The sequence below is a fragment of the Oceanobacillus sp. FSL W7-1281 genome (genome assembly GCF_037969835.1).
Taxonomy (GTDB): domain Bacteria; phylum Bacillota; class Bacilli; order Bacillales; family Amphibacillaceae; genus Oceanobacillus; species Oceanobacillus oncorhynchi.
This window is the reverse complement of record NZ_CP150214.1, coordinates 3,948,773-3,972,872: the sequence shown is the minus strand read 5'-3', so window position 1 is coordinate 3,972,872 and position 24,100 is coordinate 3,948,773. Positions and strand designations below refer to the sequence as shown.

At 38.2% G+C, this 24,100-nt stretch carries 18 protein-coding genes; 16 read left to right on the top strand and 2 right to left on the bottom strand.

The features are described from left to right. Positions 1–355: 355 nt before the first annotated feature. Both MKX55_RS19490 and MKX55_RS19485 read left to right on the top strand, forming a co-directional pair. On the top strand, positions 356–841 hold the full coding sequence (locus MKX55_RS19490; protein ID WP_339179939.1) for a DUF2243 domain-containing protein: 486 nt from the start codon (positions 356–358) through the stop codon (positions 839–841). Next, on the top strand, positions 838–1,647 hold the full coding sequence (locus MKX55_RS19485) for a cytochrome c oxidase assembly protein (protein WP_339179936.1): 810 nt from the start codon (positions 838–840) through the stop codon (positions 1,645–1,647). Before MKX55_RS19490 ends, MKX55_RS19485 begins: the two co-directional genes overlap by 4 nt. 373 nt (positions 1,648–2,020) lie before the next feature. Here the strand turns inward: MKX55_RS19485 and MKX55_RS19480 are convergent. Then, positions 2,021–3,177, bottom strand: a protein-coding gene (locus tag MKX55_RS19480) for an IS3 family transposase (RefSeq protein ID WP_339234313.1) whose coding sequence is annotated in 2 segments (ribosomal slippage) — positions 2,021–2,937 and positions 2,937–3,177 — 1,158 coding nt in all. Because the reading frame shifts where the segments join, the coding sequence is not laid out codon by codon here. 359 nt (positions 3,178–3,536) lie between these two features. On the opposite strand from MKX55_RS19480, the gene MKX55_RS19475 reads away from it, so the two are divergent. The 8 genes from MKX55_RS19475 (at position 3,537) to MKX55_RS19440 (ending at position 12,880) form a co-directional block, all read left to right on the top strand. Next, entirely contained in the window at positions 3,537–5,465 is a 1,929-nt protein-coding gene (locus tag MKX55_RS19475; protein ID WP_339234311.1) for a BglG family transcription antiterminator, read from the top strand. 255 nt (positions 5,466–5,720) lie between these two features. Then, complete coding sequence (locus MKX55_RS19470) at positions 5,721–7,154, top strand: 6-phospho-beta-glucosidase (RefSeq protein ID WP_339234308.1); 1,434 nt, start codon at positions 5,721–5,723, stop codon at positions 7,152–7,154. Positions 7,155–7,201: 47 nt separating this feature from the next. Beyond that, positions 7,202–7,522, top strand: a complete 321-nt coding sequence (locus MKX55_RS19465; protein WP_339234305.1) for a PTS cellobiose transporter subunit IIB — start codon at positions 7,202–7,204, stop codon at positions 7,520–7,522. A 260-nt stretch (positions 7,523–7,782) separates the two neighbouring features. Beyond that, positions 7,783–8,109 carry a PTS cellobiose transporter subunit IIA gene (locus tag MKX55_RS19460; protein WP_339234303.1) on the top strand — a complete coding sequence of 109 codons (327 nt, stop codon included), beginning with the start codon at positions 7,783–7,785 and terminating at the stop codon, positions 8,107–8,109. Positions 8,110–8,135: 26 nt separating this feature from the next. Then, positions 8,136–8,627, top strand: coding sequence for a hypothetical protein (locus MKX55_RS19455; protein ID WP_339234300.1), 492 nt, complete (start codon positions 8,136–8,138; stop codon positions 8,625–8,627). 17 nt (positions 8,628–8,644) lie between these two features. Further along, complete coding sequence (celB, locus tag MKX55_RS19450; RefSeq protein WP_339234298.1) at positions 8,645–10,000, top strand: PTS cellobiose transporter subunit IIC; 1,356 nt, start codon at positions 8,645–8,647, stop codon at positions 9,998–10,000. A gap of 414 nt (positions 10,001–10,414) precedes the next feature. Continuing rightward, positions 10,415–11,362 (top strand): ribose-phosphate diphosphokinase, encoded by a 948-nt coding sequence (locus MKX55_RS19445; RefSeq protein ID WP_339234296.1) that lies wholly within the window; start codon positions 10,415–10,417, stop codon positions 11,360–11,362. A 123-nt stretch (positions 11,363–11,485) separates the two neighbouring features. After that, the gene (locus MKX55_RS19440) at positions 11,486–12,880 is read left to right on the top strand and encodes a serine hydrolase domain-containing protein (RefSeq protein ID WP_339234294.1); all 1,395 of its coding nucleotides are present in this window, start codon (positions 11,486–11,488) and stop codon (positions 12,878–12,880) included. Positions 12,881–12,938: 58 nt separating this feature from the next. On the opposite strand, the gene MKX55_RS19435 is transcribed toward MKX55_RS19440, so the two are convergent. Further along, a complete protein-coding gene (locus tag MKX55_RS19435) occupies positions 12,939–14,450 on the bottom strand; it encodes an MFS transporter (protein WP_339179930.1) in 1,512 nt (503 codons plus the stop codon). 349 nt (positions 14,451–14,799) lie between these two features. Between MKX55_RS19435 and MKX55_RS19430 the strand changes: the two genes are divergently transcribed. From MKX55_RS19430 to moaA, 6 genes are all read left to right on the top strand, one after another. Further along, complete coding sequence (locus tag MKX55_RS19430) at positions 14,800–18,483, top strand: nitrate reductase subunit alpha (RefSeq protein WP_339234293.1); 3,684 nt, start codon at positions 14,800–14,802, stop codon at positions 18,481–18,483. Then, a complete protein-coding gene (gene narH / locus MKX55_RS19425; RefSeq protein ID WP_339234290.1) occupies positions 18,473–19,945 on the top strand; it encodes a nitrate reductase subunit beta in 1,473 nt (490 codons plus the stop codon). The genes MKX55_RS19430 and narH overlap by 11 nt, the downstream gene beginning before the upstream one ends. A 60-nt stretch (positions 19,946–20,005) precedes the next feature. Further along, positions 20,006–20,542 carry a nitrate reductase molybdenum cofactor assembly chaperone gene (gene narJ, locus MKX55_RS19420; RefSeq protein ID WP_339234288.1) on the top strand — a complete coding sequence of 179 codons (537 nt, stop codon included), beginning with the start codon at positions 20,006–20,008 and terminating at the stop codon, positions 20,540–20,542. 11 nt (positions 20,543–20,553) lie between these two features. Then, on the top strand, positions 20,554–21,249 hold the full coding sequence (gene narI, locus MKX55_RS19415) for a respiratory nitrate reductase subunit gamma (protein WP_339179921.1): 696 nt from the start codon (positions 20,554–20,556) through the stop codon (positions 21,247–21,249). A gap of 229 nt (positions 21,250–21,478) precedes the next feature. Further along, a complete protein-coding gene (locus MKX55_RS19410) occupies positions 21,479–22,966 on the top strand; it encodes a tetratricopeptide repeat protein (protein WP_339234286.1) in 1,488 nt (495 codons plus the stop codon). A 116-nt stretch (positions 22,967–23,082) separates the two neighbouring features. Continuing rightward, positions 23,083–24,093: a GTP 3',8-cyclase MoaA gene (gene moaA, locus MKX55_RS19405; RefSeq protein WP_339179916.1), complete on the top strand. Its 1,011-nt coding sequence runs from the start codon at positions 23,083–23,085 to the stop codon at positions 24,091–24,093. Positions 24,094–24,100 lie beyond the last annotated feature (7 nt).

The window sequence follows — 24,100 nt, the reverse complement described above, 5'->3', positions numbered from 1 at the left end:
AGGGGGATATAAAAATCGGTAAATCTGATGAATAGTATTATCAAAATGGTTGTTAAATCCGTCTAGGCTTTCTTTTCTTGAGATCCCAGCTGTCTCTACAGAAAAACAAAACATTATAAACGTACATCAAATAAAGAATTACCACCCCCATCCAATTATAAAAATCTGTTTACCAAAAAAAAGAAATGGGAATGACTATTTAAAAGAAAGAAGGACTTCAGGAAAGTCTGTACGTTATATTTCTATTTTAATAAGAAACTTCATGGGAAGAGTGAAAATTAATTTGAAAATGTTGTCATAAATCTTGTGGATTCACATTGTTTCAGCTTTTTATCCAATAGAGGAGGTTTCTATAATGAAAAAAGAACTGACGCAAGAACAGTTCAGCTATTCAGGCAGAAACGTTTTATCTGGTTTTTTATTTGGGCTTGGGATGGTTGCTTTTATTGACGAAGCTATTTTTCACCAATTGCTTCACTGGCATCATTTTTATGATCGTTCGACTACAGAAATTGGTCTTATTTCCGATGGGCTGTTTCACGCATTTAGCTGGTTTGCAACTGTCGGCGCGCTTTTTATGCTGGCTGATTTAAGGCGGCGGGGAGCTTGGTGGAAAAAGCGGTGGCTAGGCGGTATGACGCTGGGGGCTGGTGTGTTTAATTTGTATGATGGTATCGTTCAGCATAAACTGATGCAGCTGCACCAGATTCGTTATGGCGTAAACCTGCTTCCCTATGATTTAACATGGAATATTCTTGCTGGAATAATGGTAATCGCCGGAGGAACCGTCGTTTATCAAACACAGAAACAGCTAAAGCTGCACAAGGGTGAGCCGGGATGATGGGGCATCAGCATGAAAATATGGCGCATACTGCTCACTCGATTGATGCTGTTACACAAATATTTTTAAGCGTCCCTTTTATCATTGGCCTATTGCTTTACATTACTGCAGTTATTTTTTCAAAAAGACAGAATAAGGCATGGCCTATATACCGCACAGTTTTATGGACAGCAGGAAGTGTTTTGTGCATTATCACCGTTGTAAATCCGTTAGCTTCTATCGCGCATCAGAATTTTACCATGCATATGTTTGGCCACTTGCTTTTAGGCATGCTCGGCCCGTTATTCATGGTACTGGCTGCACCAATGACACTGCTTCTGCGAACACTGCCGACACGTTATGCTAAAAAAGTAACTGCTGTACTAAGAAGTCCGTTTTTCCATTTTCTCTCCAATCCAATTGTTCCTGCAGTATTAAATATAGGCGGACTTTGGCTGCTTTATATGACGGGTTTGTACAGTATGATGGAGACAATCATGTGGGTTCATGTGCTTGTCCACCTGCATGTTTTTCTAGCTGGATACTTTTTTGCGGCTACACTGTTATATATTGACCCGATTCCGTATCGATACAGTTATATCTATCGTTCTTTGGTATTGATACTTGCTTTAGCAGGACATAAGATTCTTTCCAAAGTCATTTATGCTTATCCTCCAGAAGGGGTACCCAGAGCGGAGGCTGAAGCCGGGGGCATGTTGATGTATTATGGCGGGGACGCTGTTGATATCGTAATTATTATTATTTTGTGCTATCAATGGTATCAGTCAAAAAGAACAAGAGAAGTTCGTTATCCTGTGACGGGGTAAAGGGAAATGTTTTTCTATCAGTAATGGCTGCTGCATGTATAATGATTGAAATGACAGGGTCTATGTATTATTTTCCTATATATTGAACGTGACCGGAAAATTATCTGGTTTATTCAATATATAGGATTTTTTAGTTTAAATTGGTTATTTACGGAAATTTGGATCTATGTCAATATTTCGGACACAACATAGTTAAGTCAAAATCTGCTTTCTCATTCTGATTCCCGGAAAACGCTGGGGGCTTGACATGAAGCCTCTGCGGGCATGATTGCTAAGCCAGGAAACCAGCTTATTTAAAACGTTACTGGCTTTGCACGAGAGGCTATCATGCCCGCCACTCCATGTAAAGCCGTGCACTGGATCAAGTGTTGCGTTATGCCGCACTTGCCTTTATCTTATTTTCTAGCTTTTGTGGTGTTTGATAATGGATACTTCCATGTATTCTTTTGCGGTTATACCACCCTTCAATATATTGGAATAACGCTACTTTAGCGGAATAAAAATTGATATAGCTTACATGATTGACTTCTTCTTTTTTCAAAATCGCATGAAACGATTCGATGCAGGCATTGTCGTATGGACAACCCTTATGACTAAAGGAATGTGTCATATGATAAGAATCAATCATTTTTGCAAATTCATCACTGGTATATTGGGAACCTAAATCCGAATGAAAGACTAATCCGTCTTGTGGTTGTTGAGTTTGATAAGCATTTTCTAAAGCTCTTGAAATTAAATTGGTTGTCATGGATCGTGAAAAAGCGTATCCAACTATCTTCTTTGTGTGTAAATCCATAACGGAAGCCAAGTAACACCAGCCATCTTTTAATGTGTTGATATACGTAATATCTCCAACCCATTTTTCATTCATCGTGGTTGTTGAAAAGTCTCGTTTCAAGATATTTTCACGCTCTATGATTGTTTCTTTGCTTGGTGTTGGTCTGAATTTCTTCATCACAATGGAGCGAATACCAGCTTCTTTCATCAGACGCTGCACACGTTTAAGACTCACCCGAAAACCTTTTGTTTGGAGAATATAATGGATTTTAGGTGCACCATAACGCTGTTTGCTTTCTGTATAAATGCGTTTAATTTCTTGGGTCAACATTTTATTTTCCTTTTTGCGATTTGATTCGGTTTTATTTAATGTATCGTAATACGTACTTCTAGGAACATGTAATACATCACAAAGCATTTGGATCGAATGGTGATTGGAATGTTTTTCTATCATCGTTGTCAGCTCAGAAAGACTTATTTTTTCGCGAATATGGCCATAGCCTTTTTTAAGATGTCATTCTCCTCCTGAAGACGGAGCATTTGTTTTTTCATTTTAACCATTTCATCTGGAGTAACCGTTGAACCATCTTCTGTTTTTATAGGAGAATATCTCTTGACCCAAGCATATATAGTTACTTCAGAAACGCCATATTCGTTACTTAAATCTCTAGCTGAGCTGCCAGTATTATAAAGATCAACAATCATCTTTTTAAAATCTTCATTATATTTTTTGCCATTATTTTTGTTTCCCATATGGACACAACCCTTCGTTATTAGTATTGTCAATTTCTTAAAAACTTAACTAGGTTGTGTCCATGAAACTATACTAGCATCAATTATTACTAACTAATATATTAGATGAAGAGCTTTATATCAGCCTGATAAACATAAATATTTATCATAAAATTATTTGTTGATAAACTACGAAGAAGAAAAATTTTATTAGTATGTAAGCAGGAATATCTATAAGTGCTTTTGTGGAAGCAATGAAATAAAAGGCATAAAGTAAATACATAATGACCCTGGAAAAGTTAGAAGGGAAATTGTCATTTAAAATTATCTATTCTATACTGATTAATAAAAATTGTTATCACTTAAGGAGAATGAATAAAATGAATAGCCGCCTGCAACAAATTATCCAGCAGTTACTGACAACGGATGAATTACAAACTAGCGCTGAGCTAGCTGCTGTTCTTCAAGTTAGTTCGAAAACGATTCAGAATGACATGAAGGAATTAAGTAAATTATTAAATAATGATACGGCATCCATAGAATCACATCGTGGAAAAGGGTATCGGATAAATATTATTGATGAAAATAAATTTAAGCATTTTCTAAAACAAACAACTGAAAAAGATAATCAGGTTATCCCAACTGAGCCAGAGGATCGCATCCAGTTCTTAATGGAAAAATTATTATTGCAATCCGCCTATATTAAAATGGATGATCTTGCGGACGAGCTGTTTATTAGCCGCTCGACATTGCAAAGTGATTTAAATAGTGTTCGTCAGGTATTGGAAAATTATCATTTGTTTTTAGACCAAAAACCCGGTTATGGAATTAAAGTTTATGGGGATGAAATGAAAATACGTTTTTGCATTTCTGAGTACATTTTCAATCAAAAGACAAATTTGGTTGATCAGGCGTCCGATTGGATGGCGATATTACCAAAAAATGAAATGGAGTGGATTCGGGATAGTATCCTATCTAAATTGAGAAAATACAAAACGGTTATCACTGATGTCAGTTTACATAATTTAATCACACATATCGCCATAGCTTGTAAGCGGATTCGCGAAAAAGAAGTCGTTGAGATGTATCAAGAAGAATTAGGTAAAATCACTAATAAAAAAGAATATACAATTGCAAAAGAGATTGTATCAGAGATAGAACAAAAACTAAATGTATCTTTTTCCGTGAATGAAACAGCTTATTTAGCGATTCATTTACAAGGAACGAAGAAGACACATTCCGATTCGGAAATAGAAGAAATAAAAACAATACTGGATGAGGATATCCAGCAACTAACCAAAATTATTCTGGAACGAATAGATAGTGCTTATTCATTGAATCTTTCTCGAGATGAAGAATTATTATTGGGATTAAGTTTACATTTAAAACCAGCAATAAATAGGTATAAATATCAAATGAATTTAAGAAATCCATTACTGGAGGAAATTAAAAATAAATATCCTTTTTCTTACGAAGCAGCTTTAACTATTGGCAAAGATGTGATTAAAGAAAATATGAATATAACCATTGATGAAAACGAAATAGGATATATCGCACTCCATCTTGAGGCAGCATTGGAGAGACAGGAAAAGAGCGAAAAGAATAAAAAACGCTGTTTAATAGTCTGCGCTTCTGGTTTAGGAACAGCACAATTACTTTTATTGAAATTAAAAGATAGATTTCATGATGATTTAAATATCTTAGGTACGACAGAGTACTATAATTTGAAAAATCAAACGCTGCATAATATAGATTTTATTATCAGCACGATTCCTATTCCTGAAAAATTACCTATTCCAGTTATTCAAGTAAGCACATTGCTAGGGCAACAGGATGTAAGTAAAATAGAAAAATTAGTACACAATGATTTTGAAATGATAGAAAGATACATGCGCGAAGCCTTTACGTACTTAAAAATGGATTTTTCCTCCAAAGAAGAAGTTATTACGTTTTTAGGAAATAAGCTGTTGGAAGCTGAAATGGTAAATACAAATTTTATCCATTCTGTTTTAGAACGTGAGGAATATTCTCCTACCAGCTTTGGTAACTTGGTAGCCATTCCGCATCCGATGAACCCGCAAACGGATGAAACCTTTTGGTCTATTGTTACCTTAAAAGATTCTATTCTATGGGGAGATAAGCCTGTACAGTTGATCTGTTTATTAAATATCAGTACACATAATAAGATGGATGACTTAAAGCCAATGTATGATGTATTAGTAAAGTTATTGGATAATCGACTAATAGTGCAAAAATTATTGCAGTGCGAAACATATGCTGAAGTGAAAAAAGTAATGACCAAGGTATAAAAAGGAGATAAGATGTAGAACAACTCTACACCTTACCTCTTTTTTTTGATAGTTTTTAACTTATTTCCGTTGCCAACCGAAAAACATCCTCTACAGATGAAAACGTTTTTAATTTAAGATGAAGGCATAGAAAGTTGATAGTAAATGAAGTATTAAAACTTGAATAAAGGTTAATTGTGGGATTGCTGTAAGGTAAATTTTTAGTACAGAAATGAAAGCGATTTAATCAGGATGATAGAAAGGAGCAGATTATAAATGTCTAAACTACCTGATGGGTTCTTATGGGGTGGAGCGGTTGCTGCACATCAATTGGAAGGTGCCTGGAATGAAGGCGGCAAGGGGGCAAGCGTTGCTGACGTTATGACAAAGGGTGCTCACGGTGTGCCTCGTGAAATTACAGATGGAGTAATAGAAGGTAAAAATTATCCCAATCATGAGGCGATAGATTTTTATCATCGATATAAAGAAGATATTCAATTATTCGCTGAGATGGGTTTTAAGTGTTTTCGTACTTCTATAGCTTGGTCACGCATTTTTCCAAACGGGGATGAAACAGAGCCAAATGAAGAAGGATTAAAGTTTTACGATGATTTATTTGATGAGTGTTTGAAGTATGGAATTGAACCAGTTATTACACTTTCTCATTTTGAAATGCCTTATTATTTAGTTACGGAATATGGCGGGTTTAGAAACCGCAAACTCATTGATTTTTTCGAGGAATTTGCCCGAGTGTGTTTTGAGCGATATAAGGATAAAGTGACCTATTGGATGACGTTTAATGAAATCAATAATCAGGCAAATTTCCATGATGATTTTGCTCCATTCACCAATTCTGGTATCAAATATGAAGAAGGCGAAAATCGCGAAAAAATCATGTATCAAGCTGCTCATTATGAGCTTGTTGCAAGCGCAAGAGCAGTAACGGTTGGTCATGAAATTAATCCGGATTTCCAGATTGGATGTATGATTGCGATGTGTCCAATTTATCCATCAACTTCTCATCCTAAGGATATTCTAAAGGCGCAAAAAGCAATGCAAAAGCGTTATTACTTTACAGATGTTCATGTTCACGGGGAATACCCGGGACACATGAAGAGGTATTTTGAACGTAAGAAATTTAATTTAGATATAACTGAAAAAGATTTAGAGGTCTTAAAGAAAGGTACAGTCGATTATATTGGTTTAAGTTATTATATGTCATTTGCGATTAGCCATAACGAATCAGATGAAACATATGATTACAACGAGTCTAAGGATCTCGTAAGAAATGAATATATTGAAACATCTGATTGGGGTTGGGCTATTGATCCAGAAGGACTGCGTTATGCGTTGAATTGGTTCACTGATATGTATCATTTGCCTTTATTCATTGTAGAAAATGGGCTGGGGGCTGTAGATGAGTTTGATGATGATGGAAGAATCCGAGATGATTATCGCATTAACTATCTACGCACTCACATAGAGCAGATGATAAAAGCAGTATATGAAGATGGGGTTAACCTGATGGGTTATACGCCATGGGGGTGTATTGATTTAGTATCTGCCAGTACAGGAGAAATGAAAAAAAGATATGGCTTTATCTATGTTGATAAAGACAATGACGATAATGGTACGCTAGAACGTTATCGGAAGGATTCTTTTTACTGGTTTAAAGAAGTTATCGCTTCAAATGGTGAGAATTTGAAGTAATGAATCATTTTATGTAAAAAAAAGTAAAATTCACGGAGGAATGAAGTATGAAAAATGTTTTAATTATTTGCGCAGGTGGCATGTCATCTTCTTTATTAGCAAGAAAATCAACTGATTTTCTAAAGGAGAAAGGAGAAGAAATTCAAGTAGATGCTACTTCTACCAATGAAGGCCAGAAAATGATTGATGAGGGGAAGTACGATTTATTTTTAGTAAGTCCACAAACAAAGATGTACTATAAACAGCTTAAAGGTGCTGGCGATCGCGCTGGAAAACCTGTTGTAAACATCCCGCCGCAGGCATATGTACCAATTCCTATGGGCATCGAGAAGTTAGCGAATTTAATTTTAGAAGAGCTTCCAGAATAACAGGAATATATGGATAAAAATTGATATCTATATTTTAGTGGTTTGTTTTAGAAGAATAACTCATCCAAGAATAGCAGGGTTAGTTCATCAGACGGGGCAGGTTGTTCTTTATAAAGTGTTCGATCCAATTAAAGTATACCCTTACTTGCATTACAGCAAATGAGACTCATGACTAAGAATTACATTTATTTTTCAGTCCCGTCTGGTATGAAATTATTTTATACCTGCTTCAACGAGAGGTAGAAGAAAGGAAGAAACGGATGGAACAAGATCAAATTCAAAACGTTGCTTTTAATATTATTTTGCATAGTGGATCTTCCAGAACATTGATTCACAACGCCTTTGAATTAATGAGAAATAACGAATTTGAAAGTGCAGCAAGCAAACTGGAAGAAGCCAACGATGATTTGTTATCAGCACATCAAACACAATCATCCTTATTACAGCAATACTCGTCGGGAGAGAATATCAATGTTGATGTTATTATGGTTCATGCTCAAGACCATTTAATGACCACAATGACGCTGAGAGAGGTTGCTTTAGAAATGCTGTCTTTATATGAAAGAATTGCAAAAATAGATAAATGAGGGATTTGCATATGAAAACCAATGGAATGGAACTAGTAGAAAAAAATAGGAAAGAAACAAGTATCAAATCCATGTATTTTAATAGATACTTACTTGTCAGATATATAACTGCATTTTTTCTTTTCACAAATATATACTGGCTAATTTCATTGCTGATAAGTGATTCTTCGCTTTATTTTATCCCATTGATTTTAATTATAGCAATTGTTATCAGTATGGTAGAACAGGTGAAAATATACAGTTCTCATACTAATCATGCTAAATATACAAAGTACAGTTTTGTTATTTTACTAAGCACAAACCTGCTATTGATTGTGCCAACATTATTCTCTGCGACATTCCGTCAATTATACCCGTTTCTAGTGGTGCAGGAGGACTCAAAAATACTAGTATTAGTCATTTTAGGTATGGGGATATTGTTAAGTGCATTTGTGATCTATCGTTTATATAACATTAAGTATAACAAGGATCAGCATTTTAAACGTATCAAAGAATATGAAGAAGCTATTAATTTATAATAGAAAGAGGGATTTCCATGGCAGAGTCAGAAGGAAAAGTATTTGCTTTTTTGGAAAAATATCTAATGGGTCCGATGGGGAAAGTGGCTTCCTGGCGTTTTGTGCGTGCTATAATGGCCGCAGGTATGGCTGCTATTCCATTCGTCATTGTAGGTTCGATGTTTCTTGTTTTCAACATACTTCCTGAAACATTCCCGTTTTTGCAAAGTTTTTTTGACAATACGTTCTTTAGATTTGAAGCTTTGTATATGTTGGCAAATAAAACAACAATTGGTTTGTTAGCATTATATTTTGGCTTTACTATCGGATATGAGTATACAAAAATATTTGCGGAAGAAGAAGAATTGAATTTAAGTCCTTTAAATGGTGGTTTATTATCCATTTTCGCTTTATTTATGACAATTCCCCAGTTAGTCTGGGAAAATGGTGAAATGGCTCTTGTAAATATTATTAACGAGGATACCACAATCATAGGTGGATGGGAAATAATAGATGAAGGGCTTGCTCGTTTAGATGCTACAGGGGTATTTTCAGCGATAATTATGGCAATCTTGGCTGTACAATTATACAGACTATGTGTAAAAAAGAATTGGATCATAAAAATGCCTGAGCAAGTTCCGGAAGGCGTAAGCAGATCATTCACAGCTTTAATACCAGCATTTGTCACTGCTTTTGTTGTTCTTATCCTTAACGGTATATTGGTTCTAATGGGAACAGATATATTTAAATTAATACAAATTCCATTTGGATTTGTGACGAATTTAACTGGCAGCTGGCTAGGTATGATGGTGATTACTTTCATCCTTCATACATTATGGATTGTAGGTATACATGGATCAACGATTATAGGAGGACTCTTGACACCAATTTGGCTGAATAATATGCAGGCAAATATTGGCGGAGCAAATATTCCATATGCAGGTGAATTCCAAACAGCATTTATTCTTTTAGGTGGTGCTGGAGCGACTTTAGGTTTATGTGTATTTATGGCATTTCTAGCTAAATCGAAGCAATTAAGCGTATTGGGTAAAACATCCCTTGTTCCGGGATTATTTAATATTAATGAACCAATTTTATTTGGATTACCAGTTATATATAACCCATTTATGGCTATTCCATTCTTTTTAGCACCAATGGTTGCTGCGTCTATCGGTTATTGGGCACTTAGCATAGGAATCGTTAATCCGATTGTTGCGTTGATGCCATGGCCTACACCTCCAGGGGTAGGTGCATTCATTAGTACAGGGGACTTTATGGCTCTTGTTGTTGCACTAATCGGCTTAGTAGTTGCGTCTATAATCTGGTATCCGTTCTTCAAAATGTATGATAAAAAATTAGTTGCACAGGAAAAAGGGGAAGATTCATTAATTTGATTTAGAATAACTGACTGATTTAATCAAAAAATGAACCAAGTTACGGAAAATAATTGATAGAAGATAAAAATATGAGGCTCCTTTCATTAAGGGGGCCTCTTTATTTAATATTCCTGTGTTGACTTCTATCCTATTATAATAAAATGGTTTATTCATTCTACATACTACATAAATGAGATTTAGTAATTTAAATTATTTAAAACTTAAAATCAGCAGTATCAATGCGAATAACTATCTAACCTACAAATAAATCAAAATTTAAAGATAATTAAGAAGAAGCATGTCAGAAATCCTTGATAGAGCGAGCAAAAGGATTTAATATAAATATAACTTATTATAATCGTACACGTAAGCTGGTTGAAGAAAAGCGATTATTCCAGTGAACGGAGATGGATTATTCAGGAGGCTGAAAAAATGAAATGTAGTCCGAAATTAAGGTTATTTTCATTGAATTCACATTATACCTTAGCTAAAGAGATCGCTGATATTTTAAATGTTCCTCTTGGGAAAAGCTCTGTAAAACACTTTAGTGATGGTGAAATTCAAATCAATATTGAAGAAAGTATCAGAGGATGCGAAGTATATCTGATCCAATCTACTTCCGAACCGGCAAATGAGCATATCATGGAACTATTAATTATGATTGATGCGATGAAAAGAGCTTCAGCTGAATCCATCAATGTGGTCATCCCGTATTACGGTTATGCGCGGCAAGATCGGAAGGCGCGGGCCAGAGAGCCGATTACTGCCAAATTGATTGCTGATTTAATCGAAACAGCAGGGGCCTCCAGAATAATCACATTAGATTTGCACGCGCGGCAAATACAAGGTTTTTTCGATCTGACGGTAGACCAGCTTATGGGAGTATCTGTATTAGCGGAGTATTTTAAAAAGAAATTACCGACGGAAGAGGTTATTGTTGTTGCGCCGGATAATGGGGGCGTAGGTCGTGCCAGAAAGATGGCAACGATATTAGATGCGCCTATTGCGCTCATAGATAAACGGCGTCCCAAACCGAATGTGTCGCAGGTAATGAATGTGATTGGTGATGTTGCAGGGAAAAAGGTCATCCTTATCGATGATTTGATTGATACTGCCGGAACGCTTATATCGGCTGCTGATGCGCTGGTTGATAGAGGAGCGGAAGAAATATATGCTTGCTGTACACATCCTGTTTTATCGGGGCCGGCAGTGGAGCGGATTGAATCCTCGATCATCAAGGAGCTGGTGATTACCAATTCGATTTATCTGCCAGAGGAGAAACAAATCAATAAAATCACATCCTTGACCATTGCGCCATTATTAGCTGATGCCGTGCTGAGAGTTCATAACAATGCTTCTGTCAGTGTTCTGTTTGAATGATTTTTAGTATTTAGAAATACCTGTATTAATTACAAAAGGATTCTGTTTAGATACAACACCTCAAATGTGAGAGCAAGCAACTGACGTTTGGGGTGTTTTTATATAGTGAAGGAGGTTCGAACCATGTTACCCAAATCTACGCAAAAAGAACTAGATAATGAAATCAATCAAACATGTAAAGAGCTAAAAATCCCCGGCATGGCACTAACTATCTATCAACATGGCAACAGCATTTATGAAAACTATTATGGATACAGAAACATGGAAGAAGGGCTACCTGTTACAAAGGATACAATATTCGGCCTGGCGTCCATCACCAAATCCCTGACATGTCTGATGGTTATGAAACTGGAGGAAGAAGGCAGATTACATAGCAGTGATAAAGTAATCGAATGGCTTCCCAATTTGAAATTGCCAAGAGAGGATTACTTGAAACAGCTGGAGATTAGACACCTTATGTCCCACACCAGCGGTTTACCGGGACTGCCCTCTATTCATCACGCCCGTATGAATAGCATTAGGAAGGATCCGGATGGTGATTTTTTATTTGGAAAATGGCTGGGGGAGGAGAGCTCTGCCATTCAAACGGCGGATGAATTGATTGAACAAATAAGCAGGATGGACTTTGCATTGTTAGGTCCTCCTGGAACCGTGTTTAATTACTCTAATGAAGGATATGGGATGCTGCAAAAAATCATTGAATTGGCGAGCGGAATGACGTTTATCGATTATGTGGAGAGGAAATTATTTTCCCCGCTGCGGCTAAAGAATTCCTTTTTTCTGACTGAATCCATTATTAACAAAGAAAATGTAACGGAATTATATGCCTATCAAGAAAAGCAGTCGGGTATTTTTCATTCGCCAGCCTGGTGGGATGTTGGGGCTATTTACACGAACGGCTCCTGGAAGGCTTCGGCTGGCGATGTAATGAAGTATGCAGAACTGCTTCGGTTAAGTGGCAGGATTCAAGACAAGCAACTTATTTCAGAGGGGAAAATTGAAAAAATGACCTCCTCCGCTTATTCATTGCCAAATGCCGGTGATTACGGCTTTGGGATAGAAATAAATCCGATTGGGGGACACACCCGATTTGGACATGGCGGCAGCATAAAGGGAGTTTCCTCCAACTTTCAAATCATTAAGGAAAAAGGAATAGCTGCTTCCATTTTAATCAATATGGCAGATGTACCGGCTGAAAAGATATTGGTTTCTGCACTACATATTCTTTTAGGGATATCAGCGGAGAATCCTTTCAAGAAAGATGATGTGTTATCCGGAAAAACATTGAATTTAAGCCTGTTTTCCGGCGGGTATCAATCAGGAGAAGGGGATAAAGCTTCCGTTTCGATACAGGATGATTTGCTTTATTTGAATCGGAATGAACAAATCACATGCTTTTACCCGCTATCTGAAAATGGTTTTATCGCGGAAACCGGAGAGCGGATTTATTTTGCAAAGACTGGAGATTGCGTGCATTCGGTTCTTGTTGGGAAGAGGGTATTGGAAAAAGGGCAATGAGAATAGACGGAAAAAATCCCTTGGTTTTCATGATTGAACAGGAAACCAAGGGATTTTTTCAGCTTATAGAAGATTGCTTCATATTAGAAATATCATTAAACACGCCGACATACTGTATTATTTCACCAACATTATTTTTAACAGGACTGATGGTAAGCAGCTCTTTATATACTTCTCCATTTTTTCGCTGATTTTGGATTTCTCCTTGCCAGAATCCTTTGTTATTAATGGATTCCCACATGTCTTTATAAAATGCTTTATCATGCTTTCCAGAACTAATCACCTTAGGGGTTTTGCCAATGACTTCTTCTTGATGGTAGCCAGTAATTCTTGTGAAAGCAGGATTGATATGCTGAATGACTTTATTTTTATTCGTTATCATCATGCCCTCCGCAACGCCTTCAATGATTTTTCCTTCCACACTTACCCGATCTTGATAATACATAAATATAACGATGATAAAGCTGACGATAGCAAATTCAGACATTAACATAAATGCAATCGCATGATGTCCAGTGAGATTAGCTACACCAGTTAATAGTAATGGAGGGAAGAAACCGCCTAATCCACCCATCGCAGAAACAATCCCATTGACGATTCCAGCTTGCTTGGAAAAATATAAGGGAACTAACTTAAAGACAGTCCCATTTCCAATCCCTACGGTTACCGCAACGGCCAATGCCCCAACGGTATACCATGTGATGCCTGGTGAGAAGGATAATAGGATGCCTGAGAAGGCTACCCCAATGAATACAAACATTAAAATAATGAAAGCATTGAATTTATCAGCCAATAAACCCCCAATTGGTCTTAATGCTGTAGCAATCACAATAAAGATAGCAGTTCGAACGCCAGCGTCTACCGGTTCTAAACTGAAGTTATCTACTAAAAAGCTTGGCAGAAACATGGTGAAAGCAACAAAAGCACCAAATGTAATGAAATAAAATAGGCTTAGGAACCATAAGGTTGTATTTTTATATACACCTTTAATTTGTTCCGCCATCGATTTCTTCACTTTTTCTTCTGAACGGTCACCAAGGATAAAAACAAGTGCGGCAAATAAAAGTAAGATAATCAGAAAGATACGTATGGTTCCTTGCCATCCAATTGCTCCAGCGAGTACAGGTGCGCCAAAGGATGTAATTGCTGTACCAACGTTACCAATCCCATATACGCCATTGATAAACCCATGTTTTTCCTTTGGATAATATTTTGGAAGGGATGTTACTCCGATGGAGAATACCGCTCCGCCTATCCCCAATAGTAAGCCGCCAATGACCAAATCTGCGAAAGAGTCGGCAATGCTCAAGAAGAAAACAGGGAATAGTAAAATCAAAAAGCTAATGAGAAAAATAATTCGTGCCCCAAAACGATCGGCATAAAAACCAATTGGAATACGCAGTAAAGATCCCAAAATAACAGGGATGGCCGTAATAATAGATGCTTGGCCGGATGTTAATGAAATATCCATTGTAATGTATGGCATGAGCGATGAAATCAGTACCCACACCATAAATCCTATAAATAGATTTGAAGTCTGCAAGATTAATTGTAATCCAGGTTTTTTCATTTTTATTCTCCTTCCATGACGAGGTAATTCTTTCATTTGTTTTTTCGATGCTTCCAATTCCATTCATTTGATTACGTTGAAAATTTTAATCTTTCTTTAACAAATACGTAGTGAAATAAATCACATGATTTGTGTCATTTTTTTGAAGACAGAAAGAAGATTTTTTGCTGGAGCTTCATTTGGGCAGTAATAGCAGACTTTTTCAAGCGCCTGGCGGCAAGCAAAATGCTATCCATTTGACTGCATTTTTAATTTCTGGCCTACGTGTGATGTTTTTCACAACGGACAGAAATAAGAAATGATTTAATAGGTCATAGATTGATTAGCAATTCCATTAGGAGGGATTTAGATGGCGAAGAAACCATCTCCGCTTTGGCAAAGATTGAATTACTTAAAGCCGAAAGAGAAATATTCCAATAACCATAGTCAACTGCAAGAAGGAAACCGTGATTGGGAAAATGTTTATAGAAGAAGGTGGCAGCATGACACCGTTATTCGTTCTACCCATGGGGTTAACTGCACAGGATCATGCAGCTGGAACATCTATGTAAAAGACGGCATCGTGACATGGGAAGGGCAAGCGTTGGATTATCCGACAACTGGTCCGGATATGCCAGAATTTGAACCTCGCGGCTGCCCTAGAGGAGCCAGTTTTTCGTGGTACATTTATAGCCCTTTACGTGTGAAATATCCTTATGTAAGAAAAAAATTACTCACGCTATGGAGAGAGGCATTACAAACGCATGATAATCCATTAGAAGCTTGGAAAAGCATTGTAGAAGATAAAGAAAAGGCGGCATCTTATAAACAAGCAAGAGGAAAAGGCGGCCTCGCACGTGCAGATTGGGGAGAGGTAAACAAACTGGTTGCAGCCTCCTGTCTGTATACTGCCATCAAATATGGACCGGATCGAAATGTTGGATTTTCTCCTATTCCTGCCATGTCCATGATCAGTTATGCATCAGGCAGCCGTTTCATGCACCTTCTCGGCGGTCAAATGCTGAGTTTCTATGATTGGTATGCAGACTTACCGCCAGCTTCTCCACAGATTTGGGGAGACCAGACAGATGTGCCGGAAAGCTCTGACTGGTTTAATTCAAGCTATATTATTACCTGGGGTTCGAATGTTCCATTAACTCGTACACCTGATGCGCACTTTTTAGTGGAAGCAAGGTATAAAGGCACCAAAGTCATCTCGGTAAGTCCGGATTATGCAGAATCCACTAAATTCTCGGATGACTGGCTGTCGGTAAAACAAGGCACGGATGGCGCAGTTGCGATGGCGATGGGGCATGTTATTTTAAATGAATTTTATGATAAAAATAAAACGCCTTATTTTGAAGACTACGCGAAGCAATATACAGATTTCCCATTTTCCGTACGTTTGAAAAAGGAAAATGGGAGGTTCACAGCGGATCGCTTTTTACATGCAAAAGACCTTGGAATAGAATCAGAGAACAATGAATGGAAACCAGCGATGTACAACGACCTTACCGGGGATTTTTCCATCCCGCATGGCACGATGGGATCTCGCTGGGACGAAAAAGGAAACTGGAATTTAAAACTATTTGATGAAAGAACCAACGAAAAAATTGAGCCGGTTTTAAGTTTTCTTGACAGGGAGGATGAAGTCGTTTCTGTAGATATGCCGTACTTTGATGCAGAGACAAAGAAAGTACTTCCTCGTACCGTACCTGTAAAACGAATCCAGATAAATGGCGAGACAGAATATATTGCAACGGTGTATGATTTAATGCTTGCCAACTACGGAATCGACCGCGGACTGGGCGAGGAAGCGGCTGCGTCCTATGATGAGATTGCGCCGTTTTCACCTGCGTGGCAGGAACAGATTACCGGAGTGGACCGCAACTTAGTGATTAAAATTGCTCGTGAATTTGCTCAAAATGCCATTGATACAAAGGGACGTTCCATGATTATTATGGGAGCCGGAATCAACCATTGGTACCATTCCGATACGATTTACAGAGCTGTTGTTAACCTTGTTCTGATGGTCGGAGCGCAAGGGGTCAATGGCGGCGGCTGGGCACACTATGTCGGCCAGGAAAAATTACGTCCTGTAGAAGGCTGGACAACGGTCCAATCAGCAAAAGACTGGGGCGGACCTGCAAGATTGCAAAATGGTACTTCTTTCTTCTATTTTGCAACGGACCAATGGCGTTATGAAGAAACATCAATTAACGAGCTGGCAAGTCCAACGGTTGATAAGGCAAGATATGATCATCCGGCAGATTACAATGTATTGGCAGCACGTTTAGGCTGGCTTCCGTCGTACCCAACCTTTAATAAAAATGGGATTGATTTATACAACGAAGCATACGCAGCAGGAAATGAAACACCGGAACAAATTGGAAACTATGTAGCCCGGCAATTAAAAGATAAAAACTTGGAATTTGCAATTGAAGACCCGGATAATCCCGTAAACTTTCCGAGAAACTTATTTGTCTGGAGAGCGAACTTGATTTCCAGCTCTGGAAAAGGCCATGAATATTTCTTGAAGCATTTACTTGGTGCTTCCCATGGCGTACTCAATACGGATGAAGACAGTCTTCGTCCCGAGGAAATAAAATGGCGGGAAGAAGCCCCGGAAGGTAAAGTAGACCTTCTTATCAATCTGGATTTCCGTATGGCAGGAACCGCTTTGTATTCCGATGTTATTTTACCGGCTTCTACCTGGTACGAAAAATATGATTTATCCAGTACAGATATGCACCCATTTGTGCACCCGTTCAATGCGGCTATTTCTTCTCCATGGGAAGCAAAATCAGACTGGGATATTTTTAAATCATTGGCAAAAGGCGTTTCCAATTTAGCGGAAGAAATCGATATGGATACGATGAAGGAAGTGGTTGCTACCCCGTTAAATCATGATACGAAAGCTGAAATGGCCCAGCCTTATGGAGAAATAAAGGATTGGTCCAAAGGGGAATGCGAGCCGATTCCTGGAAAGACAATGCCGCAAATTCATGTGGTCGAACGGGATTATAAAAACCTTTATCATAAAATGACATCGCTCGGTCCGAATATTGTTAATAAGCCTTATGGAGAAAAAGGAATTAACTGGTCCATGAAAGAGGAATATAATCTGGCGAAAAATACCTTTGGAACGATTGATAATGGTTCGATTGCAGATGGTCATCCAGATATTACTGACGCGAAGGATGCTTGTGAAGCCATTTTAATGCTTTCTTCTACCACCAATGGAAAGGTCGCTGTAAAAGCATGGGAAGCGTTAGAAGAGAAAACCAATCTCGAATTAAAGGATTTGGCGGAAGAGCGGGAAGAGGAATTATTTACGTTTGAACAAATTAACGCCCAGCCGAAGACGGTTATTACTTCTCCTGCATTCAGCGGCTCGGAAAAGGGTGGAAGAAGATATTCTCCTTTTACGACGAATATTGAACGAATGATTCCATTTAGAACCATTACCGGTCGTCAATCTTACTTTGTTGATCACGAAACAATGAAGGAATTTGGAGAATCCTTTGCGATATTTAAGCCAATTTTGAATCAAAAACCTTTCAGCTCAAAACGACCAGAAGTGGAAGGAAAGGAAATTACGTTAAATTATTTAACGCCGCATAATAAATGGTCTATTCATAGTATGTACTTTGATGCTCAGCCGATGCTGACACTGTTCCGTGGAGGGCCGACGATTTGGCTGAACAACGAGGATGCGGCAGAGGTTGATGTGGAGGATAATGATTGGATCGAATGCTTCAACCGTAATGGTGTGGTTGTAGGAAGGGCAGTTGTTTCTCACCGGATTCCTAGAACCATGGCATTTATGCACCATGCGCAGGATCGTCATATCCATACGCCGGGGACAAACTTAACGAAGAATCGCGGCGGTACACATAATAGTCCAACGAGAATCCATGTAAAGCCAACGCATATGATTGGCGGATACGGTCAATTAAGCTACGGATTCAATTATTATGGTCCAACAGGAAACCAGCGTGACTTAAATGTGGTCATACGAAAAATGAAGGAGGTGGATTGGCTTGAGGATTAAAGCGCAAGTCGGGATGGTCATGAACTTGGATAAATGTATTGGATGCCATACGTGCAGTGTGACATGTAAAAATACATGGACGAATCGCCCAGGTGCTGAATATATGTACTTCAATAATGTAGAGACCAAACCAGGTATTGGTTATCCAAAACAATGGGAAGACCAGGAGAAATATAAAGGCGGCTGGGAATTACACAAGGGTGAATTACGTTTAAAATCAGGCTCCAAAACCAATCGTTTAATGAACCTGTTTTATAACCCTCACCAACCAGAGCTGGATGATTATTATGAACCGTGGAACTATGATTATGAAACATTAACCAACAGCCCAGAAAAAAATCATCAGCCGGTTGCCCGGGCAAAATCGGCAATCACTGGAGAATTTATGGATTTAGAATGGGGACCTAACTGGGAGGATGATCTGGCTGGAGGTCATATTACCGGACTGCGTGACCCCAACGTGGTGCAGATGGAAGAGTCTATTAAGACGGAATTTGAAGAGGTATTTATGATGTATCTTCCGCGTATTTGTGAACATTGCATTAATGCACCATGTGTTTCTTCTTGTCCATCAGGTGCGATGTACAAACGGGATGAAGATGGCATCGTGCTTGTCGATCAAAATGCATGCCGTGCTTGGAGACACTGTACGACTTCCTGTCCGTATAAAAAAGTGTATTTTAACTGGCAAACCAATAAAGCAGAAAAATGTACGATGTGTTATCCAAGAATTGAAAATGGCCAGCCGACGATTTGTTCAGAGACTTGTGTTGGCCGGATTCGTTATATCGGAATCATGCTGTATGACGTGGACCGAGTACTGGAAGCAGCATCTGTGGAAGACGAAAAGGATCTGTATCATGCACAGCTGGATATTTTTCTGGATCCAAATGATCCTGAAGTAATTGAGCAAGCAAAAAAAGATGGTATTCCAATGGATTGGATTGAAGCAGCACAGAAATCACCGCTGTACAAAATGATTATTGACTGGAAAATTGCCTTACCACTGCATCCAGAATATAGAACGATGCCGATGGTCTGGTATGTGCCGCCACTTAGCCCAGTGATGAATATGATTGAAGGAAAAGGAAGTACCGCAGATACTGCCGACATTTTTCCGGCAATCGATGACATGCGCATTCCTATCGAATACCTTGCTAATTTGTTAACCGCTGGAGATACCGATCATATTCGTAAGGTGCTTAAGAAAATGGCCGTGATGCGCAGCTATATGCGGGCTGAACAAACAGGAAAGGACTTTGACAGCGATCTGATTACAGAGCTTGGCTTAACAGAAAAAGCAATTAAAGAAATGTATCGTTTATTAGCGATTGCGAAATATGATGATCGATTTGTTATCCCTAGAAGCCATAGAGAAGAAGTTGCCGACCTTTACGAAGAACAAGGCGCTTGCGGTTTGGACTTCGCAGGCGGGCCAGGAAGCTGTGGCGTATTGCAATAAGAAGGTAGGATTGGTAAACAAGGCTTTGCCAATCCTGGTTTCAAATAAGGAGTGAAGACAATGAATCCATCAATCTATCAGTTGATTTCTTTTCTTTTAACCTATCCAAATCAACAAATGAAAGAAATTTTGCCGGAAATAAGAGAGGAAATAGAAGAACTATCAACAGATGGTGTCAAAGAAAATCTGCAGCAATTTATTCATGAGGTTGACCGTTTGTCACTGGATGACTGGGTGGCGCATTATATTAACCATTTTGATTTCGGCAGATTAACCAATCTGTATGTAACGTATTTGAAATTAGGAGAACAGCGGGAAAGAGGTCTGGAATTATTAAAACTAAAAAAATATTATGAGGTACATGGGTTTGACGTAACAGATAAGGAACTGCCGGATTACTTACCGCTTCTATTAGAGTTTTGTGCCCAGGTCCCGGTAGAAATAAGCAATGAGATACTAGATATGCATGGAAAAGCGATTGCAGAAATCCAAAAGAAACTGCAGAAAGAAAATAGTTTTTATCATATCTTATTTGAGGCTCTTTTCATACAGATGGAGAATCATGGACTGCATGTCGTAACAGAAGATGCCATTTAGGAGGGAAACAGATGGACCTATTATTATGGGGCGTATTTCCTTATATTGTACTAACGATTTTTATTTTAGGACATATTTATCGCTATCAAAAGGATCAATTCGGCTGGACAACCAAATCAAGTGAATTTTTGGAGAAAAAACGGCTCCGAGTTGGTTCGCTTTTATTTCACTGGGGGCTCCTATTCGTGTTTGGCGGACATGTTCTTGGCTTGATTATTCCGGTAGGCTTCTATAATGCCTTAGGGATTACGGAGCATCAATACCATATGATTGCCATCGGTTTCGGGGTGCCTGCTGGTATCGCGGCATTTGCAGGAATCCTTCTATTAACCTATCGAAGAATCAGTGTAAAGCGCATTAAAGCGACCACTTCTCCCGGTGATTGGGCAGCTTTGATTTTTGTTCTTTTAGCACTTCTGTCCGGTTTGATAGCAACTTCATTCAATGTAGATACCCAGGGATTTGATTATCGAACAACCATTGCACCATGGTTAAGAGGATTATTTATTTTTAACCTGCAGCCGGAGCTGATGCAATCCGTCCCAATTTGGTTTAAGATACACATTTACTGTACGTTCGCATTATACGTTATCTGGCCATTTACCAGATTGGTGCACGCCTTTAGTTTCCCATTACGCTATTTACGCAGAAGCTATGTTATTTACAAAAAACGTGTCCCAAGAAATACAACCAAAGAGAGCTTTTAAACATGCTCTCTTTTTGACTATCATTTATTAGTTAGTATTTATACCAATGAGAATATGGTTATCCATGTTGTCAGGTTGATAATTTTTATTAGATATTACATTTAATAATAAGAATGTAATCTACTATCTAGCGTAGTGTTTTTCCGTAGCGGTCGGATTAACCTGACAACTTTGACATAGTTACTCATCTTACAAAAAAGTCAATAATAAATTAAGGTGGTGAGTGTTTATGATGACAAATGTGGAATTTCCTTTATCTAGTTATCAAGAATTAAAGGAAGACATTATCAATGGAAAGCTAGATGAAGTAAAAGAATCGGTCAGAGCATTAGAAAATCGGCTGGGAGGTAAAGAATTCTCCATAACAGAGGAATTCTATGTTCGAAGTGCTTTAGGTAAGTATTATCGTAAAGTGAAAAATTACGACAAAGCCGGAGAGTATAGCCGCAGTGCTATTCGCCTTTCTAAAAATATCGAGAAAGAACAGTTAGAAGAGGTTATTGATACGTATCTGGATTATGCTCATTTAGAAATAGAATATGGCCAGGAGTCCAATGGAAGAATAGAGCTTGCAAAATTATTAGCTCTTCTGGATGCAAATCATTATCAGGATGCGTACACATATGGCGTGATTTACAGCAGTTTAGCCAAAGTATCCATACATGAAGAAAATATAGAAAGCGGTATGAAACAGTATGAGAAAGCATTGCATTATTACAGCGAAGCGCTGCCTGAAACGCACCCCGTTCTAATTTCTGCTAAATATACATTATCTGATGTATTGGTGCAGATTGAAAATTATGCGGACGCCCTGGAGCTGCATCAGCAAATCTGGAATGCTCATAAGAAGGAAAAAGATCAGTTTTCCGAAGCGAGAGAACTCTTAAAAATCGGTGAAATAAACTTCTATATCGATTTAAAAGAAGCAAGAAAAGTGATAACGAAAGCAATCAAAACGCTTGCGTCGTTACCAGAGGAAGTTCCTTTAGACATAGCCAAAGCTGTGTTGATGCTAGCTGAAATTGATGAAAATATGGGGAACTTCCCTAGAGCAATCAATTATTATAAACAAGCGCTGGAGCAGTTAATAAAGATTTATGAGAAAAATCATTTTATGATTGTCTATATTTATTCAAAAATTGGAACCATCTCTATTCGGACGTTTAAAATCAGCCAGGCAAAAGAATATTTAGAAGAAGGATTAACGTTATCTCGTCCCTTTCCAAAAATTCGTATGCAATTTCTATATGCATTAGGAAAAATTTATTCGGATGAGAAAAGCTATGACAAAGCGGAAGCGGTTTTTACAGCGTTTTTAGAAAGACTGGAGAAGGAAGACCGTAAAAACTCGATGGCGTATGGAAATACACTGCAAGCGCTTGCGTTTAACTATATCGACCAAAATCAAATTGAAAAAGCTTTTGAACTGTACGAAGAAGCCTTGGCCATCTATGATAACATATCCAATTGCAAAGAGGAAAAGGGCCTGACTCTCATTCGGCTGGGATACTGTTATGAAAATAGGATAGAACCTAATCGAAAGAAAGCGGAACAATGCTATGAAAAAGGGTTTAAACAAATCGAAAAAACGCCTAATCAAGAACTGCTGGAAGAAGTATTAGCCGGTATTATTGACTTCTACAGCAGAAATGACCAGCCAGAGAAAAGAAAAGTATATGAAGAAAAATTTGTACAGCTGACGAATAAGAACCAATAACTTCATCTATTGAAAAATAAATATGTACAAATATACACATGAGTGATGTTTTTCACAACCTCTTCGAATCGAATCATGTAAACTTGCCCTATGATAGATAAAAGGAGGGAGCCAACGTGTCCGTTATAACAGATAAATTGGGCCGCCCGCTGAAGGATCTTCGGATTTCCGTAATCGATCGTTGTAATTTTAGATGTACGTATTGTATGCCGAAAGAGATTTTTGGCAAGGATTTTGTCTTTATGCCAAGAGAGCAGCTATTAAGCTTTGAGGAAATCGAACGCATAGCCAAAATTTATGTCGGTTTGGGTGTTCGAAAAATAAGATTAACTGGGGGAGAGCCTCTTTTACGAAGAGATTTACCCAATTTAATAAAAAGATTAACAGAAATTGATGGGTTAGAAGATATCGGTTTAACGACAAATGGTTCGTTATTGGGACATATGGCAGAGCGGTTAAAAGACGCCGGTCTCCAGCGTGTCAATGTCAGTTTAGATGCATTAAATGAAGAATTATTTCAATCAATAAATGATAGTGGGGTCAAACCGGAGCGTGTCTTAAAAGGAATTGAGAAAGCGAAAGAAGCAGGCCTGGAAGTAAAAGTGAATATGGTTGTAAAAAAAGGAATGAATGATCAAGAAATTATTCCGATGGCCGCCTATTTTAAAGAGCAGGGAATTGCGCTGAGATATATCGAATTTATGGATGTCGGCCAGTCAAACGGCTGGGATTTTAGCAAGGTCATCACAAAGAAACAAATCTTCGAGGAACTAAAGCAACATTTTGATCTGGAGCCTGTGGAACCAGCATACCTCGGTGAAGTTGCCCAGCGATACCGTTACCGGGACACGAGTGCAGAGGTTGGATTTATCACATCCGTGTCAGAATCCTTCTGTTCCACTTGTACAAGAGCAAGGATTGCTGCAGATGGAAAAATGTATACCTGTTTGTTTGCAGAGAAGGGCGTTGATTTCAGAGAAATGCTGCGTTCCGGCATGAGTGATGAAAAAATCAAGGATGAAGTTGTTCACATATGGAATCATCGGACAGATCGCTATTCCGATGAACGAACCGAAGAATCAGCGAAAAACAGAAGTAAAGTTGAAATGTCTTACATTGGCGGTTAAAGGAAAG

Bases quoted from the DNA above. Each gene is read 5' to 3' on its own strand.
- MKX55_RS19410 (WP_339234286.1), top strand. From the start codon at position 21,479: ATGATGACAAATGTGGAATTTCCTTTATCTAGTTATCAAGAATTAAAG.
- narI (WP_339179921.1), top strand. From the start codon at position 20,554: ATGGACCTATTATTATGGGGCGTATTTCCTTATATTGTACTAACGATT.
- MKX55_RS19490 (WP_339179939.1), top strand. From the start codon at position 356: ATGAAAAAAGAACTGACGCAAGAACAGTTCAGCTATTCAGGCAGAAAC.
- MKX55_RS19455 (WP_339234300.1), top strand. From the start codon at position 8,136: ATGGAACTAGTAGAAAAAAATAGGAAAGAAACAAGTATCAAATCCATG.
- narJ (WP_339234288.1), top strand. From the start codon at position 20,006: ATGAATCCATCAATCTATCAGTTGATTTCTTTTCTTTTAACCTATCCA.
- MKX55_RS19470 (WP_339234308.1), top strand. From the start codon at position 5,721: ATGTCTAAACTACCTGATGGGTTCTTATGGGGTGGAGCGGTTGCTGCA.
- MKX55_RS19440 (WP_339234294.1), top strand. From the start codon at position 11,486: ATGTTACCCAAATCTACGCAAAAAGAACTAGATAATGAAATCAATCAA.
- MKX55_RS19475 (WP_339234311.1), top strand. From the start codon at position 3,537: ATGAATAGCCGCCTGCAACAAATTATCCAGCAGTTACTGACAACGGAT.
- MKX55_RS19485 (WP_339179936.1), top strand. From the start codon at position 838: ATGATGGGGCATCAGCATGAAAATATGGCGCATACTGCTCACTCGATT.
- MKX55_RS19435 (WP_339179930.1), bottom strand. From the start codon at position 14,450: ATGAAAAAACCTGGATTACAATTAATCTTGCAGACTTCAAATCTATTT.
- MKX55_RS19430 (WP_339234293.1), top strand. From the start codon at position 14,800: ATGGCGAAGAAACCATCTCCGCTTTGGCAAAGATTGAATTACTTAAAG.
- MKX55_RS19465 (WP_339234305.1), top strand. From the start codon at position 7,202: ATGAAAAATGTTTTAATTATTTGCGCAGGTGGCATGTCATCTTCTTTA.
- MKX55_RS19445 (WP_339234296.1), top strand. From the start codon at position 10,415: ATGAAATGTAGTCCGAAATTAAGGTTATTTTCATTGAATTCACATTAT.
- MKX55_RS19460 (WP_339234303.1), top strand. From the start codon at position 7,783: ATGGAACAAGATCAAATTCAAAACGTTGCTTTTAATATTATTTTGCAT.
- celB (WP_339234298.1), top strand. From the start codon at position 8,645: ATGGCAGAGTCAGAAGGAAAAGTATTTGCTTTTTTGGAAAAATATCTA.